At 44.7% G+C, this 19,153-nt stretch carries 19 protein-coding genes; 15 read left to right on the forward strand and 4 right to left on the reverse strand.

Annotated features, from left to right (window positions below; all coding sequences use genetic code 11):
* The 13 genes from ACTRWI_RS15085 to ACTRWI_RS15145 all read left to right on the forward strand — a co-directional run.
* Window positions 1-938, forward strand: a 938-nt coding sequence (locus tag ACTRWI_RS15085) for a chemotaxis protein CheW (RefSeq protein WP_499132515.1), incomplete at its 5' end; no start/stop codon positions are given.
* Window positions 939-1,017: 79 nt separating this feature from the next.
* The gene (locus ACTRWI_RS15090; RefSeq protein WP_499132559.1) at window positions 1,018-1,503 is read left to right on the forward strand and encodes a chemotaxis protein CheW; all 486 of its coding nucleotides are present in this window, start codon (window positions 1,018-1,020) and stop codon (window positions 1,501-1,503) included.
* The gene (locus tag ACTRWI_RS15095; protein WP_499132517.1) at window positions 1,503-2,015 is read left to right on the forward strand and encodes a DUF2802 domain-containing protein; all 513 of its coding nucleotides are present in this window, start codon (window positions 1,503-1,505) and stop codon (window positions 2,013-2,015) included. Before ACTRWI_RS15090 ends, ACTRWI_RS15095 begins: the two co-directional genes overlap by 1 nt.
* Before the next feature lie 276 nt (window positions 2,016-2,291).
* Window positions 2,292-2,909, forward strand: coding sequence for a cytochrome c biogenesis heme-transporting ATPase CcmA (gene ccmA / locus ACTRWI_RS15100; protein ID WP_004739877.1), 618 nt, complete (start codon window positions 2,292-2,294; stop codon window positions 2,907-2,909).
* Between the two features lies 1 nt (window position 2,910).
* Entirely contained in the window at window positions 2,911-3,579 is a 669-nt protein-coding gene (gene ccmB / locus ACTRWI_RS15105; RefSeq protein ID WP_499132519.1) for a heme exporter protein CcmB, read from the forward strand.
* A gap of 146 nt (window positions 3,580-3,725) precedes the next feature.
* Window positions 3,726-4,466, forward strand: a complete 741-nt coding sequence (locus tag ACTRWI_RS15110; protein ID WP_004739880.1) for a heme ABC transporter permease — start codon at window positions 3,726-3,728, stop codon at window positions 4,464-4,466.
* A gap of 13 nt (window positions 4,467-4,479) precedes the next feature.
* Entirely contained in the window at window positions 4,480-4,686 is a 207-nt protein-coding gene (gene ccmD / locus ACTRWI_RS15115; protein ID WP_499132520.1) for a heme exporter protein CcmD, read from the forward strand.
* Window positions 4,683-5,165 carry a cytochrome c maturation protein CcmE gene (gene ccmE, locus ACTRWI_RS15120; RefSeq protein WP_499132521.1) on the forward strand — a complete coding sequence of 161 codons (483 nt, stop codon included), beginning with the start codon at window positions 4,683-4,685 and terminating at the stop codon, window positions 5,163-5,165. Before ccmD ends, ccmE begins: the two co-directional genes overlap by 4 nt.
* The gene (locus ACTRWI_RS15125; RefSeq protein WP_499132523.1) at window positions 5,162-7,132 is read left to right on the forward strand and encodes a heme lyase CcmF/NrfE family subunit; all 1,971 of its coding nucleotides are present in this window, start codon (window positions 5,162-5,164) and stop codon (window positions 7,130-7,132) included. Before ccmE ends, ACTRWI_RS15125 begins: the two co-directional genes overlap by 4 nt.
* Window positions 7,133-7,137: 5 nt before the next feature.
* Complete coding sequence (locus tag ACTRWI_RS15130) at window positions 7,138-7,689, forward strand: DsbE family thiol:disulfide interchange protein (protein ID WP_499132525.1); 552 nt, start codon at window positions 7,138-7,140, stop codon at window positions 7,687-7,689.
* Window positions 7,686-8,177, forward strand: a complete 492-nt coding sequence (locus ACTRWI_RS15135) for a cytochrome c-type biogenesis protein (protein ID WP_499132527.1) — start codon at window positions 7,686-7,688, stop codon at window positions 8,175-8,177. Before ACTRWI_RS15130 ends, ACTRWI_RS15135 begins: the two co-directional genes overlap by 4 nt.
* Complete coding sequence (gene ccmI, locus ACTRWI_RS15140) at window positions 8,177-9,397, forward strand: c-type cytochrome biogenesis protein CcmI (protein WP_499132529.1); 1,221 nt, start codon at window positions 8,177-8,179, stop codon at window positions 9,395-9,397. The genes ACTRWI_RS15135 and ccmI overlap by 1 nt, the downstream gene beginning before the upstream one ends.
* A gap of 116 nt (window positions 9,398-9,513) precedes the next feature.
* A complete protein-coding gene (locus ACTRWI_RS15145) occupies window positions 9,514-10,293 on the forward strand; it encodes an MlaA family lipoprotein (RefSeq protein WP_499132531.1) in 780 nt (259 codons plus the stop codon).
* A gap of 93 nt (window positions 10,294-10,386) precedes the next feature.
* On the opposite strand, the gene ACTRWI_RS15150 is transcribed toward ACTRWI_RS15145, so the two are convergent.
* The 4 genes from ACTRWI_RS15150 to ACTRWI_RS15165 form a co-directional block, all read right to left on the reverse strand.
* Window positions 10,387-11,679, reverse strand: a complete 1,293-nt coding sequence (locus ACTRWI_RS15150) for an outer membrane protein transport protein (protein ID WP_499132561.1) — start codon at window positions 11,677-11,679, stop codon at window positions 10,387-10,389.
* Between the two features lie 302 nt (window positions 11,680-11,981).
* Complete coding sequence (locus ACTRWI_RS15155) at window positions 11,982-13,316, reverse strand: outer membrane protein transport protein (protein WP_499132533.1); 1,335 nt, start codon at window positions 13,314-13,316, stop codon at window positions 11,982-11,984.
* A 296-nt stretch (window positions 13,317-13,612) separates the two neighbouring features.
* Window positions 13,613-14,341: a DUF3379 domain-containing protein gene (locus ACTRWI_RS15160; RefSeq protein ID WP_499132535.1), complete on the reverse strand. Its 729-nt coding sequence runs from the start codon at window positions 14,339-14,341 to the stop codon at window positions 13,613-13,615.
* Window positions 14,334-14,882 carry a sigma-70 family RNA polymerase sigma factor gene (locus tag ACTRWI_RS15165; protein WP_499132562.1) on the reverse strand — a complete coding sequence of 183 codons (549 nt, stop codon included), beginning with the start codon at window positions 14,880-14,882 and terminating at the stop codon, window positions 14,334-14,336. Before ACTRWI_RS15165 ends, ACTRWI_RS15160 begins: the two co-directional genes overlap by 8 nt.
* Before the next feature lie 561 nt (window positions 14,883-15,443).
* On the opposite strand from ACTRWI_RS15165, the gene fadI reads away from it, so the two are divergent.
* Window positions 15,444-16,751 carry an acetyl-CoA C-acyltransferase FadI gene (gene fadI, locus ACTRWI_RS15170; RefSeq protein WP_019824831.1) on the forward strand — a complete coding sequence of 436 codons (1,308 nt, stop codon included), beginning with the start codon at window positions 15,444-15,446 and terminating at the stop codon, window positions 16,749-16,751.
* Window positions 16,751-18,967, forward strand: coding sequence for a fatty acid oxidation complex subunit alpha FadJ (gene fadJ, locus ACTRWI_RS15175; RefSeq protein WP_499132538.1), 2,217 nt, complete (start codon window positions 16,751-16,753; stop codon window positions 18,965-18,967). The genes fadI and fadJ overlap by 1 nt, the downstream gene beginning before the upstream one ends.
* Window positions 18,968-19,153: the final 186 nt, after the last annotated feature.

The raw sequence follows: 19,153 nt of genomic DNA on the forward strand, positions 1-19,153 counted from the left end.
CAGAGCCAGAGCCAGAGCCAGAGCCAGAGCCAGAGCGTCAATTAGCGAGTCATCACTCAAGCTACGCCGAAATACGTGCAGCTGAGTTTGAAGTACCTAATCTAGAGGACGTTCAGAAGCTACTGAGTCGGCTAGAGGCAACCAATGTTGTTGAGGAACAGAACCTTGACGAGTTGATGGACCAGAACACGCAGAAAATCGTTCAGCAAGCAGACATTCAAATGTTTGATGCAGCGGTCGAGTCGGTTCAAATCTCATTAGAGCCAGAGATTCAAGACTGGAGTTTTCCGGAAGCAGATTTATCGATAGCGGCAGAACCTCAAGTGGAACTGCAGCCAATCGAAGAACCAACAGCAGAAGCAGAGCTTCTAGTCGTTGAGCAGCAAGACTCTGAAATCGAAGCCGATGCTCCTGACATTGAGTCCGCGACTAAGCCAGAAACACATGCGGGCGGTGCAGGGCAGTTTACTTCTTGGGAAAGTACGGCTCGAACAGAAGACTTCCAAGTTTTGTATTTCGATGTCAATGGCGTGACCTTTGCGGTACCGCTAGATGAACTGGGTGGTATCCATCGCCTCGAAGAGGTCAATCATATTATTGGAAAACCATCTTGGTACTTGGGTTTACAAACCAACCGAGAAAGCCAGTTAGATGTGGTCGACACCGCAAAATGGGTGATGGCTGAGAAGTTAGCTAGTGACGAATACAAAGAAAACTATCAATATATAGTGATGCTTGGAGAAAGCGTGTGGGGGCTTGCAAGCACTGAGCTTAAAGGCACCGAGCTGCTGAATACTGATAAAGTACGTTGGCGAGAAATGGCAGGAAAACGCCCATGGCTCGCTGGTATGGTAAAAGAAAAAATGTGTGCTTTGATCCATGTCGAAGCATTAATCGCCATGCTAAATGCAGGGTTAGATGTAAAAGCATTGAGCTAGTACCACGACTGGTACAACAAAAGCATCAAGTTAATAATAGTGGTCGGTAACGACGGCAAGAGGATTATCTATGTCTCAAATGAGTGAAGTTGAAGTAAGAAAAGATCAAACGAATGACGAAGTACTTCAATGGGTAACATTCCAGCTAGAAGAAGAAACTTACGGCATCAATGTAATGCAAGTTCGTGAAGTACTGCGTTACAGTGAGATTGCTCCGGTACCAGGTGCTCCTGACTACGTGCTAGGTATTATTAACCTACGCGGTAACGTTGTTACTGTTATCGACACTCGCTCTCGCTTTGGTTTAGTGCAAGGTGAAATCACGGATAATACGCGTATCATCGTTATTGAATCTGAGCGTCAAGTTATTGGCATCCTGGTTGATAGCGTTGCTGAAGTGGTTTACCTACGTTCTTCTGAAATCGATACAACACCAAGTGTTGGTACTGATGAAAGCGCGAAGTTCATCCAGGGCGTTAGCAACCGCGATGGCAAGCTGCTTATCTTAGTAGATCTAAACAAACTACTAAGCGAAGACGAATGGGATGAGATGGCTCACCTATAATGTTTGAAGCGCTTCCTTTAAGCCCTGCTGCACTGATCGCTGGAGTTGGGGTTTTTACGTTATTCATTGTGGTTTTGATTAGCAAAGTAAAAAGTGCGATTCAAAAGCAATTAGACCAGTCACGTCTGCAAGTTCGAAACTTGGACAAAGAGCTACAAAAGTCGAGTAAGCAATTACTAGAAGTTCGCTCGGTTGTGGTTGGCCTTGGCCAGAAAGTGACTGAACAACAAGATCTAATCAAACACCTGAATGAACGTATTGTCGAGCTGGAACATGCGGATACCGATGGACGTTTGTACACTCGTGCAACGAAAATGGTTCAGCTTGGCGCTGGGATTAACGAGTTAATTGAAGAATGTGAATTACCTAAAGCTGAAGCTGAGCTGATGATGTCTCTGCAGAACAAGCTTGCCGGTAAAGAGAAAATTCCTTCATTACGAAGCGACCCTTCCTCGTTTGATGGGCATCCCACCGCCTCTCGTGATCGCAGGGATCCACCTCGACACCGTTAAATTGAGCGCTATTCGTGATAGACACATTCTGTTTGTCACACACTCCTCTAAAAAGAAGCTTCGGCTTCTTTTTTTGTGCCTGAGTAACTGTTTATAGAACGATGTTTATAAGTGCTTGTTACTATTGCAATATCTCATTTTTGGTCAGAATATATAAATTGTGATGCAGTAGTAACAGTTTCTTACCGACTTTGTTCTACTGAAAACGCCTAGTCCTGTTTTGTCACCAGATTGGTGTGCTACTATATCCCTCTCATTTCTCGACTAAATTTACCTATGCTAGAAGTCTCAAATTTAACTGCTATTCGTGACGAAAGGGTTCTGTTTGAATCGTTGTCTTTTCAATTGAAGCCAGGAGAATTGGTTCAAGTTGAAGGTCGAAACGGTACAGGAAAAACGACGCTCCTTAGGATTATCACTGGTTTAGGTGATCGTGATGAAGGCACTATTTCTTGGGATGGCGAGCCAATCGAATCAAGTCGAGATGTGTATCATCAAAACCTGCTTTTTCTTGGCCATCAAACTGGTGTAAAGCGCGAGCTTAGCGCTTATGAGAACCTCAGTTTCTACCAGTCAATTCATTGTGGCGAAACGAACAAGGAAGAGCTTTATCAGGCGCTTGCTCAGGTAGGGCTTGCTGGCCGAGAAGATGTGCCTGCGGGTCAGTTGTCTGCAGGCCAACAACGTCGCGTAGCTTTAGCTCGTCTTTGGTTGAGTAAGCAGATGTTGTGGATTCTCGATGAACCGTTGACTGCGATTGATAAGCAGGGCGTTAAGGTTCTAGAATCGCTTTTTTCTCAGCATGCGGATAACGGTGGGATTGTGTTACTCACTACTCACCAAGATATGTTTGCTGATAGCCCGAAACTAAGAAAAATAAAGTTGGGTGAGTAATATGATCTCTTCAATGACCACGATTATCCGACGTGAGCTGCTTATCGCTTTTCGACGCCAGGCGGATATCTTTAACCCGCTATGGTTCTTCATTATTGTGATTACACTTTTTCCTTTGAGTATTGGTCCAGAGCCCAACTTACTTGCACGTATTGCCCCGGGTATTGTTTGGGTTGCCGCGTTGCTCTCTGCATTGCTTTCTCTTGAGCGTCTTTTCCGTGATGATTTTCAAGATGGTGCACTTGAACAAATGATGCTCATGCCCATCCCGTTGCAGTTAGTAATATTGTCCAAGGTCATAGCACACTGGTTATTGACTGGGTTACCATTAATTTTAATTAGCCCATTATTGGCTGTCTTGTTGTCATTAGATTTTGACACTTGGCTCTCTGTCGTAATGACTTTGCTTGTCGGAACGCCAGTCTTGAGCTTTATCGGTGCGATCGGTGTTGCTTTGACGGTTGGGTTACAGAAGGGCGGGGTGTTACTGAGCCTGCTAATTTTGCCGTTGTACATCCCTATTTTGATTTTCGCAACGTCAGCGATTGACGCTGCGGCGTTGGGCGTTGCCTACAATGGTCAATTAGCGATTCTTGGCGCCATGTTGATGGGTGCGATGACGCTAACTCCTTTTGCAATCAGTGCCGCACTTCGTGTGAGTGTGAACTGATAACGGTACCAGTATCGTATAGCTAAAGTGAACCAAAGTGTTCGATGAGACTCATAGAGTCAGCAAAACAGATAGCAGAACAAATATATTATTATAATTATAGCTTTAGTAGCTGTAAGCAATATGAAGTAAGAGTGAGATTACAAATGTGGAAATGGCTCCATCCCTATGCCAAAGCAGAAACGTCATACCAGCTTGCTGGTAAACTTCTGCCGTGGTTCTCAATCCTAGCGCTATTGTGTCTATCCGTCGGTACGGTGTGGGGCCTCGCGTTCGCCCCTTCTGATTATCAACAGGGTGATAGTTTCCGAATTATCTACATTCACGTTCCTTCTGCCATTTGGTCGATGGGCGTATATATGTCGATGGCGATCGCAGCGTTCATTGGATTGGTATGGCAGGTAAGACTATCTGACATGGCGGCATTGGCGATGGCACCGATAGGCGCTGTGTTTACCTTTATCGCACTACTGACTGGTGCCGTTTGGGGTAAGCCAATGTGGGGCGCTTGGTGGGTTTGGGATGCACGCCTAACCTCAGAGTTGATCCTTCTTTTCCTATATCTCGGTGTTATTGCACTACATCACGCGTTTGATGACCAAAAAACAGCAGCTAAAGCGGCTGGTATTTTGGCTATTGTCGGCGTGATTAACCTCCCTATCATTCACTTCTCGGTAGAGTGGTGGAACACACTTCATCAAGGTGCGACGATCACTAAGTTCGCAAAACCTTCGATTTCAAGTGACATGTTATGGCCGCTTCTTCTTAACATCTTCGGCTTCGCTTTTTTCTTTGGAGCTCTGACTATGATTCGTTTCCGTAACGAAATCATTAGCAAAGAAAGTCATCGTCCATGGGTTCGCAAGCTTGCGGCTGATAAAGCGTAGTAGGAAGGTAATTATGTATTTTGAATCTTTGAGTGATTTTTTTGCTATGGGTGGTTACGCCTCCTACGTATGGGGCGCATTTGGAATCACATTTTTCTCGATGATCGTCTTACTTGTTGTAAGCATTCGTCGTGGTAACCAGTTACTAACGGAAGTACGAGCTAAAGTAGACCGTCAAGCTCGTATCGATGCAGCAAAAAATATGGAGAACACTCTATGAACCCAAGACGCAAAAAGAGACTGAGCATTGTCTTAGCGATCTTTTTTGGTATCAGTGCAACTGTTGGATTGATTGTCTATGCACTAAACCAGAACATGGATCTGTTCTACACGCCAACTGAACTTGTGAACGGTAAAGATGGTAAGAAACCTGAAGTTGGTCAGCGCCTACGCATTGGTGGCATGGTTGTCGTTGGTTCTGTGAACCGTGATAACGAATCATTGCGAGTTAGCTTCGATTTAGCTGATGTCGGCCCCAAAGTAACAATTTTATACGATGGTATCCTTCCAGATCTTTTCCGTGAAGGCCAAGGTATTGTTGCTCAAGGTGTCTTGAAAGACGCAACGACAATCGAAGCGTTTGAGGTGTTGGCGAAGCACGATGAAGAGTACATGCCTTCTGAAGTTGCGGAAGCAATGAAGAAAACACATGAGCCTTTGCAATACACGACTGAACAAAAAGAAGGAAAAGCTCAATGATAGCCGAGATCGGCCATTTTGCGATGATCCTGTCCTTGGGACTTGCATTGCTGCTAAGCGTGCTCCCATTGTATGGAGCCGCTCGAAACAACACGTTACTGATGAACAGCGCACGACCTTTGTCGTGGGGCATGTTCGGATTCTTAGCGATTTCGTTCTTTATCTTGTGTTACGCGTTTTACACAAATGATTTTACGATTCAATACGTTGCAAGTAACTCAAACAGCCAACTGCCTTGGTACTATCGAATTACGGCCGTTTGGGGTGCACACGAAGGTTCATTGCTGCTTTGGGTGCTTATCCAAGCTGGTTGGACGGTAGCGGTAGCGACATTTAGCCGAGGTATGCCTCAAGAGTCTGTAGCTCGCGTATTGGGTATCATGGGCGTGATTACTGTCGGCTTCTTACTGTTCATTACCGTAACGTCTAACCCATTCCTGCGAACACTGCCTTTCTTCCCTGTTGATGGCCGTGACTTGAACCCGCTACTGCAAGATCCGGGCTTGATTATTCACCCGCCGATGCTTTACATGGGTTATGTAGGTTTCTCAGTCGCTTTCTCTTTTGCTATCGCTTCTTTAATGAGTGGTCGTTTGGATACGGCTTGGGCTCGTTGGTCTCGTCCTTGGACTATTGCGGCTTGGTTATTCCTAACAATTGGTATCGCGCTAGGTTCTTGGTGGGCTTACTACGAACTTGGCTGGGGTGGCTGGTGGTTCTGGGATCCAGTAGAAAACGCATCGTTCATGCCTTGGCTAGCAGGTACAGCGCTAATGCACTCGCTTGCGGTTACAGAAAAACGCGGTACGTTTAAAGCTTGGACAGTACTACTTGCAATCTCTGCATTCTCGTTGAGCTTACTAGGCACTTTCTTAGTGCGTTCGGGCATCTTGGTGTCGGTTCACGCGTTTGCGTCGGATCCGGCTCGTGGTATGTTCATTCTAGGCTTCTTGGTATTCGTTATCGGTGGTTCACTATTGCTGTTTGCGGTGAAAGGTGCATCAGTACGTGTTCGCGGTAACTTCGATCTAGCCTCCCGTGAAAACGCACTGCTAGGTAACAACATCCTGTTGATTGCTGCGCTAGTGGTGGTGTTAGTCGGTACTCTACTACCACTTGTTCACAAACAGTTAGGTTTGGGCTCGGTATCTATCGGTGCGCCATTCTTCGATATGCTGTTCTTCTGGTTAATGATTCCGTTCTCGTTCCTATTGGGTATCGGTCCTCTTATCCGTTGGAAGCGTGACAACTTATCTAAGCTTGTTAAGCCGATGGTAATTTCAGGTGTACTCTCGTTAGGATTGAGTGCGCTATTGGTTACGATACTAGCTGATCGTTTCAGTGGTACTGCTTTTGCTGGTTGGGTGATGGCATTCTGGATCATCTCCATGCATGGCTTCGAACTGCATGAGCGCGCGACTCACCGTCATACATTTATGAAAGGTCTGACTAAGCTACCACGCAGTCACTGGGCTATGGTGTGTGGTCACATTGGTTTAGCGGTCACTGTAATTGGTATCGCGATGGTACAGAATTACAGTATCGAACGTGATGTTCGTCTAGCTCCAGGGCAGAGTTATCAGCTTGAAGGATATGATTTCTTATTCACGGGTGTTCGAGATAAAGACGGTCCAAACTACGATGGTTACATTGCTGACTTTGAAATCACAAAACAAGGTAAGTACGTCAACACACTTCATGCAGAAAAACGCTTTTATAGCACTGCTAAGTCTATGATGACAGAGGCAGCAATTGACCGTGGGTTAACTCGTGACCTTTACATCGCTATGGGTGAACGTTTAGACGACAACAAATCTTGGGCTGTTCGTATTTACTACAAACCATTTGTGCGTTGGATTTGGGCGGGCTCTTTGATCATGGCAATAGGTGGTATTGTTGCTATCAGTGATCGTCGTTACCGCTTCCGTAAACCATCCAAAAAGTCGGCCAAAGAACAGGAGATTTAACTCGAATGAGCAAAAAGATTTTATTCATTCCATTAATTGCGTTTATGGTTCTAGCCGGAATATTTGCAACACAATTGATGCGCAACCAGTCGGGTGATGACCCGACTAAACTTGAATCAGTGTTAATTGGTAAGCCTGTACCCAAGTTTGATTTAGAAGACTTAGAGCAACCAGGCAAGCTTCATGACCAAGCTATTTTTAAAGGCGAACCGCTGTTACTAAATGTTTGGGCAACTTGGTGTCCCACTTGTTATGCAGAGCATTCTTACTTAAATCAGCTTGCTGACAAGGGCGTTAAGGTTATTGGTTTAAACTATAAAGATGAACGTAATAAGGCTTTGGGGTGGCTAAAAGAGTTGGGGAACCCATATCTGATTAGCCTATTCGATGGTAACGGCATGTTAGGCCTAGATCTTGGCGTTTATGGTGCTCCGGAGACTTTCCTAATCGACGCTAACGGTGTCGTCCGCTATCGCCATGTGGGTGATGTTAACCCAACGAACTGGGCATCGACGCTTGAGCCGATGTACAACAAGTTGTTAGAGGAAGCGAAATGATCAAGAAGGCTCTGATTACTTTATTTGCTACGTTTGCGATTTCAGCGACTGTGTTTGCTGCGCCTATTGAACTTCATGAATTCGATAATGCTGACCAAGAACAGCAGTTTAAAGAGCTCAGCAACACGCTGCGTTGTCCTAAATGTCAGAACAACACGATTGGTGATTCGAATGCTGAATTAGCGGTCGACTTGCGTCAAAAAGTGTACGAGATGACAAAAGATGGTAAGTCGAAGCAAGACATCATTGATTACATGATTGCTCGTTACGGTAACTTCGTTACTTACAACCCGCCACTAACACTTGCGACTTCGATCCTTTGGATTGGTCCATTTGCAGTGGTTGTGTTTGGATTTGGCTTGATCATTTTACGAAGCAGAAAGTCAAAATCACAAGCGGCAACAGAGTCAGACAAAGACTGGGATGCAGACAAAGAAGCACGTTTAAAAGCGTTACTCGATGAAGAGAACGACGGAGATAAACAGTAATGACTCTATTTTGGGTTTCGACCATTATCCTTTCGCTAGCGGCAATCTTGATGATTGTTCTGCCGTTTATCAATAAAAAGGCAAACAACGATGATGTACTTCGTGATGAGTTGAACAAAGCATTCTACAAAGATCGTCTTAATGAGTTAGAAGTAGAGGCAGAGGAAGGGCTTGTTGATAACCAACAGGAGCTGATCGCTGATTTGAAACAATCTCTGCTTGACGATGTTCCTGTTAAACAAGAAATTAAAAAGACTCATATCTCAACGCTTGTCGTGGTTGTTCCGTCAATTATCTTGGTTGTTGCAGTTGCCTTCGGTATGTACTTTAAATTTGGTGCGCTAGACAAAGTGCAACACTGGCAAGAAGTCACTAGTAATCTTCCTGAGCTGTCTAAAAAGTTGATGTCATCAGAAGGTGGTACGCTAACCGACGATGAGCTAGAAGATTTGACACTAGCACTACGTACTCGCTTGCATTACCAACCAAAAGATTCAACGGGTTGGCTGTTACTAGGTCGTATTGCGCTAGCTAACCGTGATGCACAAACCGCTATTGATGCGATGGAGCGTGCTTATAAGCTAGAGCCTAAGGACGAAGACGTTCAACTGGGCTTTGCACAAGCACTGATGTTGTCTCCTGATGAGGCAGGGCAAAACCAAGCTCGCTTGCTTCTAAGTCGTTTGGTTCAAAACGATTACGTTGATCTTCGTGTTTTCTCGCTACTCGCATTCGATGCATTTGAGCGTCAAGATTACCCAGGTGCGGTTAAGTACTGGAGTATCATGCAACAGATGATCGGTCCACAAGACAGCCGTTACGAAATGCTTTCTCGCAGTATCGAAAGTGCTCAGAAGAAAATGGGTGATGCGATGGGTGTTGGTCAAGGCAAGAGTGTGGCAGTGACACTTGAACTTTCCGCTGATGTGGATGCCGACCCTAAGTCAGTGCTCGTTGTCTCTGTGCACCGAGCGGATGGCTCACGTATGCCCATTGCTGCGGCACGTTATCCGCTGGGTTCATTCCCTCGTACAGTTGTACTTGATGACGGTAATAGCATGATCCAAGGTCTAAAGTTGTCTAGTCTTGATACTTTGATGGTGAGAGCGAGGCTTGATTCTGATGGTGATGTCTCAACCCGAGATGGTGATTGGTATGGGGAAAGTAAAGTGGTGGAATTGGGTACGCCAGTAACAATTAACATCAACAAGCAATATTAATTGGCATTTTGCATAGGGGGTAGCTATTCCGATTTTTATATAAACGGTATAGACTTACGCCAACAATTGAGGCCAGCGATTGCTGGCCTTTTTATTATTCCTTATGGAAAGGTGATATGTCTGTCAGTGTTTTAAGACTCTCGAGTTTACTCTTTATCGCAAGCCTTACGGTGGGCTGCTCTAGTGCGCCAGATGAAAGCAATAATAATCTTGAAACCTCTGAATACGTCGAAGATTCCCACCCTAATGATCCTTTTGAAGGTTTCAACCGAGCGATGTGGACGATCAATTATGACTACTTAGATCCTTATTTGGTTCGGCCGGTGTCTGTCGCTTATGTTGATTACACACCTGCCCCCATTCGCACAGGGATCTCCAATTTTCTCGCCAATTTAGACGAACCAGCCAGTATGGTAAATAACTTACTAATGGGTAATGGCAGAAAAGCAGTTGACCATTTTAATCGTTTTTGGATTAACTCGACGTTTGGTTTGTTAGGTTTGATTGATATTGCCAGCGAAGCCGGGGTCACCAAATATGATGATAAATCTTTCTCTGATGCAATTGGTCATTACGGGGTAGGAAATGGGCCGTATTTTATGGTGCCAGGTTATGGTCCTGTCACGACTCGTGAAGTGACGAGTCAGGTGGACAGCCTCTATGTGCCTCTGTCTTTGTTGAACGTTTGGGCTGGTCTGGGCAAGTGGGCCTTTGAAGGGATGGAAACACGTGCTCAGTTAGTATCTCAAGAAGCCTTGTTAGATGACTCTCCAGATCCATACGCGTTAACACGTGATGTCTACATCCAACGCCGTGATTTTAAAGCTGAGATTGAACTAGAAGAGGTGGATCTTGAAGAAGAAGATTTCATCGATGGTTATCTAGACGACTACTAGATTTAGATGTAGAAAAGCGATAAAAGAAAGGCTCGATGTTATATTAATATCGAGCCTTTTTACTGCTTATGACTTTAGTTTAAGTCAGAAAGATTAGAAGCGGTAGTTAGCTTGTACACCAACTAGCCAGATGCTACCAGTCACTTCACCTTCGAAGCTGCCGCCAAATAAATCCGCAGCGGCATCACTTTCATGCATCTTAGCATCTTTCGCTAGAATATAAGTGAAACCAGCATCTAGTGTTAGTTGTTCAGACCATTGGTAGCCAGCACCAATACTCAACCAAGTACGGTCTGTTTCAGGAATCGTCGCAGTGCGGTGCTCTTCGCTTACCGCTGAAGTGTCGTAGGCGATACCAGAACGCAGAGCCAGTTTAGGTGTCATTTGGTAAGTGGTACCAAGTGCAAAGCGGTAGTTGTCTTCCCAGTTTTCTTCTTTGATATCTTGAGTTCGAGCTTGGCCGAATTCAGGAATGTTTGCAACTAGCTCTTTAAAGCTGCTCCAGTTGGTCCAGTTAACGCTCGCGTGAACGGCTACCTTATCGGTAAGTTGGTGGAAACTTGCCAGTTCCGCTGTAGCTGGTAAAGCTAGTTCCATTGAGCCGTTGTATTTTGACTTCACGGGAGAACCTAAAGCACCAGCAACAGCATCAAAAGCGACACCGTTAGCGTGGCCTTCAAGCGTTAGGTCTACTTCTGACTTGTAGGTAAAGCCTAAGCGGTTGTTTTCATTGATTTGCCAAGCTGTACCAACTTGCCAGCCCCACGCTGTGTCATCACCTTCCATGTATTTTAAAGTGGTACCAGCTAATGGCGATTGAGTGCTAGCAACAGCACCAAAGCTACCTTCAGCCATTACGTAGCGAATACCGCCGCCAATAGATACGCTTTCAAGTACTTGGTAAGCGGCGTTCAGGTTTAGCTCCATACTTTTAACGCTTGCTTCGTTACCGTGGTTTGCGCCACCAAAATCTTTGCCTAAGTCTGTTTCCATGCCGTAGTTAGTACCAGCAGCAAAACCTAGTGCAAACTTGTCGTTGTACTTATGAGAAACATAAAAGTTTGGGATCACTGCGCTATGTGCAAAATCACTAGAGTTAGATGGGGATTTAGCACCTGTAAAAGCAGAAGTTGATGTACCGTCGATATCAATATTTGGATCTACATAGATACCTCCAACTGAAACTTGAGTACCTTCTAGGTAAGTTAGCATTGCAGGGTTACGCCATTGTGCGTCTGCACCGTCAGCCATTGCTGCTTCACCAGCGTATGCACGGCCTAGGCCTGTTGCAGAGTATTCTGCCAGTTGAAAGCCTGCTGCTTGAGTCACAGTAGAGGTTGAAAGTAGTCCAACTGCCACTGCAGTAGATAAAGGAGTCTTATTCATTTTCATTATTATGTTCGCTGAATTATAAGTATTTAGTGTCACGATTCTACTTTTAGAGTTATTACTTTAAAAATGAAATTCGATTAAAACAGTATTTTAGCGATTAAATGATGAAATATAACTGATTATTAGTTTAATAGTCTGAATGTTTCGAGTGTGTTATCGAATTTGAGCGTACACTTGTAGCAATAAATAGCCTGTGTAGGCTACAGCTGTAAGCTTAAATCGATGTTGGTCAGTGGCTTAGATAATAAAAAAGGGTCGCATAAAGCGACCCTTTTGGATTTGAAATAAGACTGGTGCTAGAATCTGTGCGTGTATTGAACACCAAATAACATAGCAGTAGCTTTAGTTGTCGTATTTAGACTTAAACCACCATTTTCTGCGCCACCGTTGATCGTATCTTCAACTTTTACGTCTTCACCAAGTAGGTATGTGAAGCCAAGGTCAAGTGTTTGGTCTTTGTTGAAGTGATAGCTTGCACCAGCTGAGAACCATTGACGGTCTGAATCTGGTACTGAAACAGAAGTTAGTGAGTCTTGAACGCCTTCATCGAACATATATCCGATACGCGCTTCCCAATTTTGGTTGATGTAATAAGTACCACCGATTGAGTAGTGGTAAGTGTCTTTCCACTTGTAATCTTTGATATTGGTACCGTCAGTAGTTACTAGTGAATCAAAGTCACTCCAACTAATGTATTGGATGCTGTAGTGTACGGCAAACTTAGTGTTTTCGATACGGTGGTAACCAGAAAACTCAGCCATTGAAGGTAATGGCATTTTAAGGTCGCCAATATTATCGTTACCTTGGTAAGAAACTGTGCCACTTGCTTCGATTTCTGGGCTGTAATGGTAGCTTAAACCGAAACGGTTGTTTTCATTAAGTTCGTAAACTGTACCTACATTGAAACCTACCCCCCAGCCTGATGCGTCTACGTCCATCAAGTTTTGAGTCGTTTGGCCTACAGGAGTAAAGTTAACACCGTCAGGAGTGGTAAGAACATTCATCGTACTGTCGCGCTTTAGTTCGCCTTGACCATAAATGATGTCTAAGCCAGCACCAATGCTCCATTGCTCGTTGATACGATAAGAACCAGCGATAAGCAGATTTACAGAGCTTACGTTGGTAGTACCACCAAACGCGTCAGCACCAGGAACGACGGTAGTGCCGGCAGGAGATTTAATTACGCTACCTGTACCAGCGCCCCAGCTGTTACCGAACTCATTAGTTGTACCAAAGTTAGAGTAAGCTCCGAAACCAACTGCAAACTTTTCATTGAGAGGAACCGCAACATACAGGTTAGGAACAACTGATGTTGCATCGTTTGTTGTGTCGTCAATAGATTGAGAGCCTTGAGGTGACGAATATGTTGTACCTTTGACTTCAACTTCGGAGTCTATAACGTTAAAGCCCAATGAAACTTCGGTGCGGTCGAATAATGCAAGAGCTGCTGCATTACGAGCCATTGCTGAAGCGTTATCTGCGATTACTGCATCACCAGCGAAAGCACGGCCAAGACCAGTTGCTGATTGTGAGTTGAGTTGGAAACCTGCTGCCATCGCTTGCGAAGACGCCAGTGTAATTGTTACTGCTAAAAGAGACTTTTTAAACAGACGCGTGTTGTTGGTAGTCATTCATTTATTCCTTTATATATCCGCCTCTACAGGGCGATTAATTTGAGCAATTGCTCATGGTGGCTGATCCTATTCGCAAGTATACGATATACAAATCCGACCATTGGAAAATTTGAGTGGAAAATTATGGAAATGACGCCTATCTGACACGAAAGTGGTGGGAAATGCTTCTTTTTAGAGTTTTAACTCTATAGGTATTGATGATGTGAATGGTCTTTTTGTTTATTTATAAGTAAAGCCCAGCAATATCAATAATATAGTTGCTGGGCCTTTTATGATGGGGCTTTGAAAGCGAATTAGCTCATCGGTTTGATCATTTTCGTCAGCTTTTCTGAGATTTTAGAAACATCCTCGCCATTTTCACCAACGAGTATCAAACTGCTGTTATCAATCGGTGTTACCGAACCTGACATTCCTTTTTCGTCAAAGTCGACCGGTTTGTCAGACGGGATGCTAGTCAGAAATAGCGTAACTTTGCCTTTTTCACCCTGGAATACCATGTGCACTGCATCAGACTTCCCAAAACCGCAATGGTTCAGGTAATAGACGTGGTATGGGAAAGTTTCATCAAACTGAAAAGCAAATGGGTTCATTTTCGCATTGATTTGCTGTGATGTAACTTGTTCATCGATGGTGCTGACAAAGCTTTTTTCATCGATAACATGTTTCATCGCTGTATCAGCCAAGCTTGCTTGAGCTGGAGAGACTAACGCATTTCCCCAGTTAACTTGGCCAACCAATAAACCAGCAACAAATGCTACCGAGGCAGCCATTGCCATTGCTCGTCTCGCAAATGTAGGCCTTACTACTTTGCTTTCTTCGCGTGAGGTTTGATTGAACAGGATGCGATCAGCAAGATCATCTGGCACGTCTACATTCATTGCAGAGTGGATCTGTTTATCAAGCGATAGTACGTCATCTAAAAAGTGACTGTTAGCTTCGCTATTCGCAGCCGCATCAACAATATCTTGTGTGCGCTGTTTAGGTTCCGACAATACACGACGACGAAATTCTAAATCATCCATTATGCTGCCCCCTCTCTGCTTCTTCTGTATCCAGCATCTCTTTTAATTGGTTTCGAGCTCTGAATAAACGTGTCATCACCGTGTTTTTGTTGAGGTCGAGAATGTCCGCGATCTCGTCACCACTAAAACCGCCAATCACTTGTAAAAATAGAGGTTCACGGTAATCAATTTCAAGTTTCATGATCTGGACTTGCAACCATTGGTATTGATGGTGTGGGTCATCGCTGACACTGGCATCATTGCCATGATCGTCGATATCAACCAGATCAAACTGTTTGCGTTCAAAACGTCGAGCATTCTCGCGGCGCAAGATAGTAATCAGCCAAGACTTCGCGGCTTTTTCATCTTGTAGGCTATCGAGTGATTTCCAAGCACGAAGGCAAGTTTCTTGCACTAGATCTTCGGCAATGCTTTTGTCTTTGCATAACCAAAAGGCGTAGCGAAAGAGGTCACGGTGATAGGCACGTACGAGTGCTTCGTATTTTCTTTGTTTGTCCATATCAGAGTTGACCGGACGCTTGGCTTTTTTCTTTCCAAACATTTTTATTATTGACACACGAGCCTCCATAATTGCTCTGCGTATAGCTGTCCTCTATACGTTGTGCTTCGTTTTATAATCTGTTTCGTCTTTAGAGCGTATGAGCGGCAGGAAATCGTAAAATCACATTAAAATTGATCTACTTCAAAATCTAAGCCCCTGAAAAAGTTATATTACGCCTTGTCGTCTAGTTAGTCATTGGTGGCTAGCATGTTGAGCAAGACGGCACTTCCTTTTGAAGGCTGACTTTACTTTCTCCTAATCAGGAAACTGATTATTTCAATTGGCGTTAAGTTAATTGCTTTATACACATTCCGACCACACAGTACTGTGTGGTTTTTTTTGCCTCAAGAAAACCCATCTCCTACACCGCTATAACAGTCTTTACTCGCAATACTTTAGCATCTTACGACAACCTTTCACCCCAAAAGGTTCGCCTGAATTTGCAGTTATATTTTCAGACAGTGAGATACTCGTATCACGTTTATTTAAACGCTCGTTTGATTTAATTAACAACTTCTTTACAATGCTTCAGGTCAGACCTCTTAACTTTAAGGAGAAACCATGGGCAAACAGGAAGTCAAAACGCGTTCTGGAGAACGTGTTGCCGTTGTCGCTGGATTACGAACCCCATTCGCTCGTCAGAGCACCGAATTTAGTCAAGTACCTGCGGTCGACTTAGGCAAAATGGTTGTGAGCGAAATGCTTGCAAGAACTGATGTCGATCCTGCGCTTATCGAACAAGTCGTGTTCGGCCAAGTAGTGCAAATGCCAGAAGCACCGAATATCGCGCGTGAAATCGTGTTGGGCACAGGCATGGATATCAATACTGATGCCTACAGTGTGACTCGAGCATGTGCGACCAGCTTCCAAGCTGCAGTTAATGTGACTGAAAGCATTATGGCTGGCACGATTGATGTCGGCATTGCTGGTGGTGCAGATTCTTCTTCTGTATTGCCGATTGGTGTTTCTAAAAAGCTTGCCGCTAACTTGTTAGCGCTGAGCAAAACGAAAACCATGGGCCAAAAGCTGAAAATCCTCAAAACACTTTCAGTGAAAGACTTGATGCCAGTTCCGCCAGCGGTTGCTGAATACTCGACTGGTTTATCGATGGGCCAAACCGCTGAGCAGATGGCAAAGACACACGGTATTACTCGTGAAGCTCAAGATGCACTTGCTCACCGTTCTCACTCTTTGGCTTCTCAAGCATGGAAAGAAGGCAAGATTAAAGATGAAGTAATGACGGCATTTCCGGCACCGTACAAAAAATACCTAGCGGAAGATAACAACATTCGTCATGACTCTACGGTTGAAGGTTACGCCAAACTTCGTCCTGCGTTCGATAGAAAATACGGCAGTGTGACTGCTGCGAATGCAACGCCGCTAACTGATGGCGGTGCAGCTGTGATGTTGATGCGCGAAGGCAAAGCGAAAGAACTAGGCTTAGAAGTATTGGGTTATATTCGTGGCTATGCGTTCTCCGCTATTGGTGTTGAAACGGATATGCTTATGGGCCCAACGTACGCGACCTCGCAAGTATTGAAAAACACTGGCTTAGAGCTATCGGACCTTACGCTTATCGAGATGCATGAAGCCTTTGCAGCTCAAGTTCTAGCGAATGTGAAGATGTTTGCGAGTGATGAGTTCGCACAGAAGAATCTTGGCCGTGATAAAGCGATCGGTGAGATTGATATGGATAAGTTCAACGTGCTGGGCAGTTCAATTGCTTACGGTCACCCGTTTGCAGCAACTGGTGCACGTATGATGACTCAAACGTTACGTGAATTAAAACGTCGCGGTGGCGGCTTGGCACTGAATACAGCATGTGCAGCTGGTGGTTTAGGTGCAGCAATGATCTTGGAGGTAGAATAATGTCTACGACTCTTGATGCAACAATAGAAAAAGAAGTAGTCACTAACGCGGAGTCAACTCCAGTGACTGAAGCACCGAAAAAGAAAGCGACCGCATTCTCTCTTAACATCGATGACCAAGACATTGCTTGGCTTGCGATTGATGTACCAGGCGAGAAAATGAACACGCTACAAGCGGCTTTTGCTGAAGAGATGAAAGCCATCTTTGAACAGCTAAAAGAAAAACAAAGCCGCGTTAAAGGCCTAATTGTTCATTCTCTTAAGCCAGATAACTTTATCGCTGGTGCTGATGTTCGAATGCTGGATGCGTGTAAAACCGCTGATGAAGCACAATCTCTAGCGCGCCAAGGTCAGGAGATGTTCCAAGCGTTGTCTGATCTTCCTTACCCAGTTGTTGCTGCAATTCACGGCCCATGTCTTGGTGGTGGTTTAGAGCTCGCATTAGCGTGTGACTACCGTGTATGTACCGATTCTGATAAGACGCGCCTTGGTTTACCTGAAGTTCAGCTAGGTTTACTGCCAGGTTCTGGCGGTACACAACGCTTACCTCGTTTAATTGGTTTGCTACCGTCACTCGATCTTATTCTTACCGGTAAGCAACTGCGCGCTAAGAAAGCGAAATCGCTTGGTGTTGTAGATGCTTGTGTGCCAGATACTATTTTGCTTGAAGTAGCGCAAAGCTATGTTGAAAAGAATACTGGCAGCAAAAAAGGCAAGCGTCTTGCTTCTACGAGCCAAGCTTCGACTAAAGAGAAGTTGATCTCTCGCAATAGTCTTGGTCGTAAAGTGATTTTCGAACAAGCTACCAAGAAGACCAATCAGAAAACTCGTGGTAACTACCCAGCAGCTGACGCGATTCTCGATGTGATTCGTTACGGCCTAGAAAACGGCTTTGAAAAAGGTCTTCAGTATGAAGCGAAGCGTTTCTCTGAACTGGTCATGACTTCTGAGTCAAAAGCACTTCGTTCTATCTTCTTTGCTACTACTGAAATGAAGAAAGAACACGGTGCAGATGCAGAACCCAAAGCGGTTAAGCGTGTTGGCGTTTTAGGCGGTGGTCTTATGGGCGCAGGTATTAGCCATGTGAGTGTAGCGAAAGCAAAAGTACCGGTTCGTATTAAAGACGTATCAAATGATGGTGTCTTAAACGCACTTAACTACAACTACAAGTTATTCGATAAGCAGCGTAAGCGTCGTATTCTGAGCCGTGCAGGTCTTGAAAGTAAGATGCTTCAGCTTTCTGGCGGTATCGACTTCACGAGCTTCAACCATACTGATGTTGTAATCGAAGCGGTGTTTGAAGATCTAGACCTTAAGCAGTCTATGGTTGCAGACATTGAACAAAATGCGAAGCCTGAGACTATCTTCGCGACGAATACTTCATCACTGCCAATCCATAAGATTGCAGAGAAAGCGCAGCGCCCTGAAAATGTGGTAGGTCTTCATTACTTCAGCCCTGCAGAGAAAATGCCGCTAGTTGAGGTTATCCCTCATGAAACAACGTCAGAAGCGACTATTTCGACGGTAGTGGCATTAGCGAAGAAACAAGGCAAAACACCGATTGTTGTCAAAGACACGGCAGGTTTCTACGTAAACCGTATTCTTGCTCCATACATGAATGAAGCGGCGCATCTGCTACTGGCGAATGAGCCGATTGAAAAACTGGATAGTGCACTGCTAGATTTTGGTTTCCCGGTTGGCCCAATTACCTTGCTAGATGAGGTAGGCGTGGATATTGGTGCTAAGATCATCCCGATTCTAGTCAATGAGTTAGGTGACCGTTTCCAAGGCCCTGATGTGTTCGACATTCTTCTGAATGACAACCGTAAAGGCCGTAAGAGTGGTAAAGGTTTCTACACTTACAAGGGTAAGAAGAAGGAAGTCGACAAGTCTGTTTATAAGTTACTTAAGCTGCAACCTGAGCCTAAGCTAAGTGTTAACGATATCGCAATGCGTTGTGTGTTGCCTATGCTGAATGAAGCGGTTCGTTGTCTAGATGAAGGTATTATCCGTAGCCCTCGTGATGGCGATATTGGTGCTATCTTCGGTATTGGTTTCCCTCCATTCCTGGGCGGTCCGTTCCGTTACATGGACCAAATTGGTATTAAGTCACTGGTTGAGATGATGAACGACTTTGCTGTGAAGTACGGTGATCGTTTCGCGCCATGTGATGGTCTACTGGCGCGTGCTGGTCTAGATGAATCTTTCTACAAGTAATTTTCTAGTACGCTAACTATTAAGTCCGTATCAAGCGATTGATGCGGGCTTTTTGTTTCTGGGCAGTGTGGAAGAAGTGAGATTCCTGACTCGGTCGTTCCTCCTTCTCGGGAATGATGGGGTAGTGATGTGTTCTGTCTGGTAGAGCTGGTCGGTGTGGGAGATTTTTTGACTCAGTTGTTCCTA

Source organism: Pseudoalteromonas sp. G5_S1_14_S5, from assembly GCF_054968605.1.

Bases quoted from the DNA above. Each gene is read 5' to 3' on its own strand.
- ACTRWI_RS15160 (WP_499132535.1), bottom strand. From the start codon at position 14,341: ATGGATGATTTAGAATTTCGTCGTCGTGTATTGTCGGAACCTAAACAG.
- ccmD (WP_499132520.1), top strand. From the start codon at position 4,480: ATGTATTTTGAATCTTTGAGTGATTTTTTTGCTATGGGTGGTTACGCC.
- ccmA (WP_004739877.1), top strand. From the start codon at position 2,292: ATGCTAGAAGTCTCAAATTTAACTGCTATTCGTGACGAAAGGGTTCTG.
- ACTRWI_RS15130 (WP_499132525.1), top strand. From the start codon at position 7,138: ATGAGCAAAAAGATTTTATTCATTCCATTAATTGCGTTTATGGTTCTA.
- ACTRWI_RS15145 (WP_499132531.1), top strand. From the start codon at position 9,514: ATGTCTGTCAGTGTTTTAAGACTCTCGAGTTTACTCTTTATCGCAAGC.
- ACTRWI_RS15125 (WP_499132523.1), top strand. From the start codon at position 5,162: ATGATAGCCGAGATCGGCCATTTTGCGATGATCCTGTCCTTGGGACTT.
- ACTRWI_RS15155 (WP_499132533.1), bottom strand. From the start codon at position 13,316: ATGACTACCAACAACACGCGTCTGTTTAAAAAGTCTCTTTTAGCAGTA.
- ccmB (WP_499132519.1), top strand. From the start codon at position 2,911: ATGATCTCTTCAATGACCACGATTATCCGACGTGAGCTGCTTATCGCT.
- ccmE (WP_499132521.1), top strand. From the start codon at position 4,683: ATGAACCCAAGACGCAAAAAGAGACTGAGCATTGTCTTAGCGATCTTT.
- fadJ (WP_499132538.1), top strand. From the start codon at position 16,751: ATGTCTACGACTCTTGATGCAACAATAGAAAAAGAAGTAGTCACTAAC.
- ccmI (WP_499132529.1), top strand. From the start codon at position 8,177: ATGACTCTATTTTGGGTTTCGACCATTATCCTTTCGCTAGCGGCAATC.
- ACTRWI_RS15095 (WP_499132517.1), top strand. From the start codon at position 1,503: ATGTTTGAAGCGCTTCCTTTAAGCCCTGCTGCACTGATCGCTGGAGTT.
- ACTRWI_RS15135 (WP_499132527.1), top strand. From the start codon at position 7,686: ATGATCAAGAAGGCTCTGATTACTTTATTTGCTACGTTTGCGATTTCA.
- ACTRWI_RS15150 (WP_499132561.1), bottom strand. From the start codon at position 11,679: ATGAATAAGACTCCTTTATCTACTGCAGTGGCAGTTGGACTACTTTCA.
- ACTRWI_RS15090 (WP_499132559.1), top strand. From the start codon at position 1,018: ATGAGTGAAGTTGAAGTAAGAAAAGATCAAACGAATGACGAAGTACTT.
- fadI (WP_019824831.1), top strand. From the start codon at position 15,444: ATGGGCAAACAGGAAGTCAAAACGCGTTCTGGAGAACGTGTTGCCGTT.
- ACTRWI_RS15165 (WP_499132562.1), bottom strand. From the start codon at position 14,882: ATGTTTGGAAAGAAAAAAGCCAAGCGTCCGGTCAACTCTGATATGGAC.
- ACTRWI_RS15110 (WP_004739880.1), top strand. From the start codon at position 3,726: ATGTGGAAATGGCTCCATCCCTATGCCAAAGCAGAAACGTCATACCAG.